Here is a 7,075-nt window from a genome sequence, read left to right on the forward strand (position 1 = left end):
GGTCGCGGGCGGGGCGGGCGCCTCCGTGCGGCCGCCGCGGGGCACGTAGAGATTCCTTTCAGAATCGGTGCGGCGCCGGGGGCGGCTGGACACAATGCCGCCCGATCCGAAGAAGAGTCCGTCCTGCCCATGGATGCACTGACGAACATGCCTTCCCTGCCGCCCCTGGCGACGCTGGCGACGTTGCAGCCGGGCGAGCTGCCGCCGGCGCCGACCCCGGACGGCGCCGGCGGCTTCGGCGACATGTTCCGGCAGGCACTGCTGCGGGTGGACGCGGCCCAGCACGAGGCCGCGCGCCAGGCCGAGGCGGTCGAGACCGGTGCCAGCGACGACATCGTCGGGGCCATGCTCGCCAGCCAGGAGGCCAGCCTGTCGTTCTCGATGCTGATCCAGGTGCGCAACAAGGTCATGGCGGCGTTCGACGACCTCATGAAGACGAACGTCTGACCGGGCGCCCGCGCCGTGATCGAACGCCTCAAGCCCATGCTGGAGCGCTGGCGTCCCGCCGCGCTGCCCCTGCCGTCCTCCGCCGGCCTGGCGTGCCTGCTGCCCCTGGTGCTGCTGGCGCTGGCGCTGACCGCGCTGGCGATGATGTACCTGCGCCACGCCGACTCGCGCTACCGGCCGCTGTTCGGCGCCCAAGAGAACGTCGCCGCCGCCGACGTGATGGCGGTGCTCGACGCCGAGGGCATCCCGTACCGGCTGCATCCGGACAGCGGCCAGGTGCTGGTGCCGGATTCGCGGCTGGGCCAGGTGCGCATGCTGCTGGCCGCCAAGGGCGTGGTCGCGCGCCTGCCCGACGGCCTGGAGGTGGTGGACCAGAAGGACCCGCTGGGCGTGAGCCAGTTCGTCCAGGACGTGCGCTTCCGCCGCGGCCTGGAAGGCGAGCTGGTGCAGAGCATCACGACTCTGGAGCCGGTGCAGTCGGCGCGCGTGCACCTGTCCCTGGCCAAGTCCTCCTCCTTCATCCTCAGCGACGGCGACAAGAGCTCGGCCTCGGTGGTGCTCAACCTCAAGCCGGGCCGCCGCCTCAACCGCGAGCAGGTGGCCGCGATCATCGCCCTGGTCTCCGGCAGCGTGGCCAACCTCGACCCGGCGCGCGTGTCGGTGGTGGACCAGGCCGGCAACTACCTGTCGGCGGGCGTGGATCCGGCCAGCCCGCACGGCGGCGACAACGGCGAGCTGGCCACCCGCGTGCGCGAGGAGACCCTGCGCAACATCCACGACCTGCTCGGTCCCACCCTGGGCGAGGGCAACTTCCGCGCCTCGGTGGCGGTGGAGGTGGACCAGGACCGCATCGAGGAGACCCACGAGCAGTTCGGCGAGGCCCCGCGCGTGACCCAGGAGGCCACCCGCGAGGAGAACGACACCGGCGTCATGCCGCTGGGCGTGCCCGGCTCGCTGTCCAACCGCCCGGTGCCGGTGGTCGGCACCGCCGGCGGCGAGGGCCAGGAGGGGCCGCGCTCGCAGAAGAACGCGATCACCCGCCAGTACGTCTACGACCGCAACGTGGTGCAGATCCGCCGCAGCCCGGTGCGGCTCAAGCGCCTGAGCGTGGCGGTGGTGCCCAACAACGCCGCCGCGCCGGCCGGCACCGGCTGGACGCCGGAGCAGATCGCCGGCATCGAGGGCGTGCTGCGCAGCGGCATCGGCATCGACGCCGGCCGCCAGGACGCGCTGGTGGTCTCGGCCATGGACTTCCGTCCCGCTGCCGAACGGCTGGGCCCGCCGTGGTGGCGCGACCCGGAGACCCTGGTCGTGGCCATGCCGTGGGCCGGCTACACGCTGCTGGCGCTGCTGGCCTTCTTCCTCGTGGTGCGGCCGCTGCTGGCGATCCTGCGCCAGTTCGCGCCGCAGCCGCCGGCCGCCCAGCCGGCGCTGGTCGGCGGTCCGGGCGGCGGGACCCTGGTCGCCGAACCGGTGCCGGCGCAGGAGCTGGCACCGCCGGAGCCGAAGCTGCCGCCGGTCGGCTCGGACGCGGACGTGCTGATCGAGCACCTGCGCGTGCTGGCGACCCAGGCACCGGAACGGGTGGCCGAAGTGATCAAGCCCTGGATTCGCAAGCATGGATAACCCCGCCGAGACGGCGCCGCCGGCCGGATCCGAACTGGTCCAGGCCAGGCGCCCGGAGATCAGCCCGCTGGAGCGCGCCGCCATCACCCTGTTGAGCATGGGCGAGGAGGCGGCCGCGGCGGTGATGCGCTGCCTGTCACGCGAGGAGCTGCTGGAGGTGACCCGGGTGATGTCGGGCATCAACGGCATCAAGGTGGACGCCGTGCAGGAGACCCTGCAGATGTTCTTCGACGCCTACCGCGAGCAGAGCGGTGTGCACGGCGCCTCGCGCAGCTACCTGCAGCGCTCGCTGGACCTGGCGCTGGGCAGCGCGGTGGCCAACAGCGTGCTCAATGCCATCTACGGCGACGGGATCGGGCCGAAGATGGCACGCCTGCAATGGGCGCAGCCGCAGTGGCTGGCCGACCGGCTGGCGCGCGAGCACGTGCGCATGCAGGCCATCTTCTTGGCCCTGATCAAGCCCGAGCAGGCCAGCCAGGTGATCGCCGCGCTGCCGGAGGCGCAGCGCCAGCGGGTGATGCTGCAGATCGCCCGGCTGAAGGAGATCGACCACGAGCTGCTGAAGGACCTGGAGGCCGTGGTGGATTCCTGCCTGGAGAACCTGGGCAACCAGGGCGCGGCCGTGGAGGGCCCGCGCCAGGCGGCGGAGATCATCAACCGCCTGCCGGTCAACCGTGCCGAGCTGATCGAGGTGCTGCGCGAGCACGATCCCGACGCCACCGCGCAGATCGAGGACCGCGTGTACTCGATCGACCTGCTGGCCTACCAGAGCGACGAGACCCTGGCCGCGATCGTCGGCGCGGTACCGTTCGAGCGCTGGGCGGTGGCCCTCAAGGGCACCGATCCGTCGCTGCGGGAGGCGCTGGTGCGGCAGCTGCCGCGCCGCCAGGTGCAGGCCTTCGAGGACCTGTGCAGGCGCACCGGCCCGATGCCGATGAGCCGGATCGACCAGGCGCGCCGCGAGATCATGGAGCAGGTGCGCGACATGGCCGAGGCCGGCGAGATCCAGCTGCAGCTGTTCGCCGAGGAGGTGGTCGAGTGAGCCCGGCGCTGCCGTACCGCCGCTACAGCTTCCCGCCGCTGGCGCGCCTGCGCGAGCTGTCCGGCGGCAAGCCGGTGGGCTTCAAGCTGGCCATCGGCCATCCCTGGGAATGGTTCGGCATCGCCAAGGCCATGCACGAGCACGAGCGGGCCGAGCCGGCGCTGCTGCCGGACTTCATCGTGGTGGACGGTGCCGAGGGCGGCACCGGCGCGGCGCCGGCCGAGTTCATGGACCACATCGGCGTGCCCATGCACGAGGCGCTGATGCTGGTGCACAACACCCTGGTCGGGCTGGACCTGCGCGGGCGCATCCGCCTGGCCGCGGCCGGGCGCATCACCTCGGCCTTCGACATCGCCCGCACCCTGGCCATGGGCGCGGACTGGTGCAACGCCGGCCGCGCCTTCATGTTCGCCCTGGGCTGCATCCAGTCGCTGAGCTGCCACACCGACCGCTGTCCGACCGGCATCGCCACCCAGGATCCACGCCGTTGGCGCAACCTGGACCCGGAGGACAAGGCGGTGCGGGTCTGGCGCTACCACGACAGCACCCTGCGCGCGCTGCGCGACCTGCTGTGCGCGGCCGGGCTGGAACACCCTTCCGAACTGGGCCCGGAGCACATCCTGCGCCGGGTCTCGCCGGTGGAAATCCGCTCCCTGGCCGCCCTGTACCGCTTCCTGGAGCCGGGAGAGCTGCTGCACGGCGTCCCGGCGGACCACGCCGTGTTCCGCGCCTTCTGGGCCGAGGCGCGCGCCGACGCCTTCGCGCCGCCACCCCGGATCCGGCGGCTGCGGAGCAGCAAGTCGCGCTGAGGCGAAAAATTTTCGCGGGGAGGATTGACCGGACGCCCACGCGCATTTAACATGCGCGGCCTGCACCACTGGTGCAGCCCACAAGGGCGGTTAGCTCAGCGGTAGAGCATTGCCTTCACACGGCAAGGGTCGCAGGTTCGATCCCTGCACCGCCCACCATCTAAACCCTTGATTTCAAAGGGGAAACGACGAACCGGCCCAGCGCCGGTTTTTTCGTGTCCTGCATACGTCCTGCAAAAGAAGCCCCCGCCAGGATCGCCCGTGGCGGGGGCCGATGCCGGAGCATTGCACTCCTGCGGTGCCGGTCCTGAATCGCTCAGGCCGGCGTGCCCCTAGCGCGGGGCCGGTGCGGGGTCACACCGCGAAGGATCGGCCGGAGCCGTCCGCCACGCGGATGTCGCGATGCCCTCGCTGCCGTGGTTTTTCGAACGCCGGCACTCACGGCTTATCCGGCAGCGGTGGGGAGACAGATCACGCGCGCAAGCCCCATCCGCCGATCCCTTGCGCGCGCTATCCGTCAGCGATGGGGTTGCGTTTGACGTAGATCAGCAGCTCGCGGTTGCGGTTCTTGATGTTCTGGATGCTCACGATGTCCCAATGCTGGCCGCGCGCTGTCAGGCGATCCGTGGCGTCCAGGTCGCGGCGCCATCGCATCGTGACCTTGGCTTGAGCCTCGGAGGTCGTCTGGGCTGAAGCAAAGAACTCCCGTCCGATCAGGGGCTCGAACTTCGCGAACGCCTCGGCATACGGAACGTAGGTCACTATCGGCTGGCCAATCTCGTCTACCTCGTAGGTGTACCGGCTCAGCGTGATCTTGGTGTTCAACTCTTGCGCGGTGTAGCTCATAGGATCAGCAGCCCTCGTTCTCTGTAGGGGTCGGCCACCGGGGTCTCGGCGGTTTGAGCGACGCCCAGGGCCATTGCCAGGGCCTGCATCCCGTCGATGCGGCCAGTGGACCGGGATTTGTCCAGCTTCCGGTTGCCGGCGGGGTCGCGGACGGTCGTGGCGTTGGCGGCGCAGTAGTCCAGGACCGGATGCCCGCCGTGGGCGATGCGCCCGTTCAACAGCTCGGCCTCGAGCGTGTCCAGTGCCGGCGACATATCCCGGAAGCCCTGCCCGTGGGGGACCAGCGGCAGGGACAGGCCCAGGCGTTCCAGCTCCCGTTGCAGCACGTCCATGCGCCAGCGGTCAAAGGCGATGGCCTGCACCTCGATCCCGTCCAGGATGTCGGCCATGTCCCGCGCGACCGCCTCATAGTCCACCGACGCGCCCGGAGTGGCCCTCAGCAGCCCTTGCCGCACCCAAACGTCATAGGGTGCCCGGTCACGTCGTGCGCGCTCTACCAGGCCCTTCTCCGGCGTCCAGAAGTAGGGCCGCACCTGCCACATGCCGCCGACCTTCCCGACCAGGACCAGCGCCGTCAGGTCGTTCCGGCTCGACAGGTCCAGCCCGCCGAAGACGGGACCATCGAACGGCTCCGGTGCCGCGTTGCACGAACGCCACACGTCCGGCGACACGAACGGCGCATCCGTGGACACCCGCTGATTCAGCAGCAGGTTGCGCGCCGCGTTTTCCATGCTCGGCATCCGCTGCGCCTGGATCATCTGTTCGCGCAGGTCATCTTCCGAACGGAACAGCCCCAGCGCGGGATTCGCCGCGCGCCATGCCGATTCGTCCAGCAGGTCGCAGCCTTCCGGTGCGGCGTACAGGTGGCAGACAATGCGCGGGTCTTTCGATTGTGCGGCATCGTCCAGCCATACCGAAAACAGGTCGGCATCCGTCGCCGCCTGCGTGGAAATGGCAATCAGCAGCGGCTCCGCGTGCGCGCCCTGCGACGTGGTGATGGCGTCGATGAAGTCCGACTGCGGGCCGCGCACCTGTCCGACTTCGTCCAGGATCGCCAGCACCGGGGAAAGCCCGTGGGCCGTCCTGCCGTCCGCAGCGAGTGCCCGGTATTCGGTATTCAGCGGCAGCCCGATCAGCCGCTTCGAACTCGGCACGATTCGCACCAGCTTCGACAGCTTCGGGTTGAGCTGCACCATCTTCGCCGCCAGGTTGAACACCAGCGCCGCCTGGTCCCGGCTCATCGCGCCCGACACGATTTGACTGTTCAGCCGCGCCTCGGGGCCGACAAGGTGCGCCAGCAGCAGGCCCGCGATTAGGCCGGACTTGCCATTCTTGCGGGCAATGGACAGGTAGGCCCGGCGGGTGCCTGCCGGGTTGTCGTACACGTACCGAATGAAGCGCTTCTGGAACTCCGCCAGCCGCAGCGGCTTGCCGACATGCTCGCCGTCCGGGGTCAGGCAGTACCGCTCAACGAACTGGATGACGGCCTCGGCCCTCGTCACTTCGCCACCCGCAAGGTCGGAATCAGCGGATCGTGGTCGGCCTCGGCTTCACGTTCCAGCGCCAGCTTGTTGCCTTGATCCTGCGCCCGGCCTTCGGTCGCCTCCGGGTGAACGTGCAGCAGGCGGGACAGTGACACGATGCGCCGGGTCAGCTTGTCCACCAGCGCCGCTTGTTCCACGTCGCCGATCAGGTCATGCACCTGCATTTGCGTGATCGCCAGGATCGCGGCATTGCCCAGGTCAGCTTCGTTCCACTTGTGGCGTGGCCTGTTGCGCACCAGCGCAGCCCAGAAAGGCCGCGCGGCATCCGGCAGGGGGATATGCGCAGGCGGCTCCAGCGGGCCTTGTGCGGCGTTCTGCGCGGCCTGGACGGCTGCTGCCGCGCTATCGGATCGGGTCTGGCGCATTTCGTTCTCGCACTTAGCGTTAAAGGAAAGGTGGGCGGGCGGTCTTTGGCGCCTCGGTCCCCAGCGATTTCTGGCGCGTCTCGATGGTGGTCTCGCGGTTCCAGCTGTGCATCGGGTCACGCGGCCAGCCCTGCGCGTCGCAGCCCCACACGACAGGCAGCCCGGCACGCTGGCGCTGCGTCTTGTGGTTGTGGCATGGCTCGCACAGCGCGACCAGGTTGCGCCTGCTGTTGTCGCTCGGGTCTCCGCTGGCGTGGTCCACCACGTTGGGGAAGGTCTGAACAACTCCGCCCGATTGCGCGACAATGCCTCACCGTGATCGGGGTGAGTGCGATGCAGCTGTCGTTCGGTGATGCCGAGGGTCTGGGGAGCCGCAAGCGCACGCGGCGCGAGGTG

6 protein-coding genes, 1 tRNA gene and 1 pseudogene are annotated in these 7,075 nt (G+C 69.8%); 5 read left to right on the forward strand and 3 right to left on the reverse strand.

All coding sequences use genetic code 11. The annotated features are described in order from the left end of the window. Positions 1-129 precede the first annotated feature (129 nt). The 5 genes and pseudogenes from fliE to CR938_RS13380 all read left to right on the forward strand — a co-directional run bounded on the left by fliE (position 130) and on the right by CR938_RS13380 (position 4,083). Positions 130-447, forward strand: coding sequence for a flagellar hook-basal body complex protein FliE (gene fliE, locus CR938_RS13360; RefSeq protein ID WP_162125471.1), 318 nt, complete (start codon positions 130-132; stop codon positions 445-447). A gap of 15 nt (positions 448-462) precedes the next feature. Further along, positions 463-2,073, forward strand: a complete 1,611-nt coding sequence (fliF, locus tag CR938_RS13365) for a flagellar basal-body MS-ring/collar protein FliF (RefSeq protein ID WP_211365243.1) — start codon at positions 463-465, stop codon at positions 2,071-2,073. Continuing rightward, positions 2,066-3,115, forward strand: coding sequence for a FliG C-terminal domain-containing protein (locus CR938_RS13370; protein WP_162125472.1), 1,050 nt, complete (start codon positions 2,066-2,068; stop codon positions 3,113-3,115). The genes fliF and CR938_RS13370 overlap by 8 nt, the downstream gene beginning before the upstream one ends. A 38-nt stretch (positions 3,116-3,153) precedes the next feature. Next, positions 3,154-3,924, forward strand: a pseudogene (locus CR938_RS13375) (glutamate synthase-related protein); the annotation flags it as partial. An 84-nt stretch (positions 3,925-4,008) separates the two neighbouring features. Next, positions 4,009-4,083, forward strand: a tRNA-Val gene (locus CR938_RS13380). A 351-nt stretch (positions 4,084-4,434) separates the two neighbouring features. Here the strand turns inward: CR938_RS13380 and CR938_RS13385 are convergent. Genes CR938_RS13385 through CR938_RS13395 form a run of 3 tightly spaced genes read right to left on the reverse strand, consistent with a single transcriptional unit; the run spans position 4,435 to position 6,679 of the window. Beyond that, complete coding sequence (locus CR938_RS13385; protein WP_162125473.1) at positions 4,435-4,770, reverse strand: phage head closure protein; 336 nt, start codon at positions 4,768-4,770, stop codon at positions 4,435-4,437. Then, the gene (locus tag CR938_RS13390; RefSeq protein WP_162125474.1) at positions 4,767-6,272 is read right to left on the reverse strand and encodes a terminase large subunit; all 1,506 of its coding nucleotides are present in this window, start codon (positions 6,270-6,272) and stop codon (positions 4,767-4,769) included. The genes CR938_RS13385 and CR938_RS13390 overlap by 4 nt, the downstream gene beginning before the upstream one ends. Then, a complete protein-coding gene (locus tag CR938_RS13395; RefSeq protein WP_162125475.1) occupies positions 6,269-6,679 on the reverse strand; it encodes a TerS protein in 411 nt (136 codons plus the stop codon). Before CR938_RS13395 ends, CR938_RS13390 begins: the two co-directional genes overlap by 4 nt. Positions 6,680-7,075: the final 396 nt, after the last annotated feature.

It is taken from the genome of Pseudoxanthomonas taiwanensis, assembly GCF_010093135.1.
Lineage (GTDB): Bacteria > Pseudomonadota > Gammaproteobacteria > Xanthomonadales > Xanthomonadaceae > Pseudoxanthomonas > Pseudoxanthomonas taiwanensis.

Coding starts and splice junctions, on each gene's coding strand:
- fliE (WP_162125471.1), top strand. CDS start 130: ATGGATGCACTGACGAACATGCCTTCCCTGCCGCCCCTGGCGACGCTG.
- CR938_RS13370 (WP_162125472.1), top strand. CDS start 2,066: ATGGATAACCCCGCCGAGACGGCGCCGCCGGCCGGATCCGAACTGGTC.
- CR938_RS13385 (WP_162125473.1), bottom strand. CDS start 4,770: ATGAGCTACACCGCGCAAGAGTTGAACACCAAGATCACGCTGAGCCGG.
- CR938_RS13395 (WP_162125475.1), bottom strand. CDS start 6,679: ATGCGCCAGACCCGATCCGATAGCGCGGCAGCAGCCGTCCAGGCCGCG.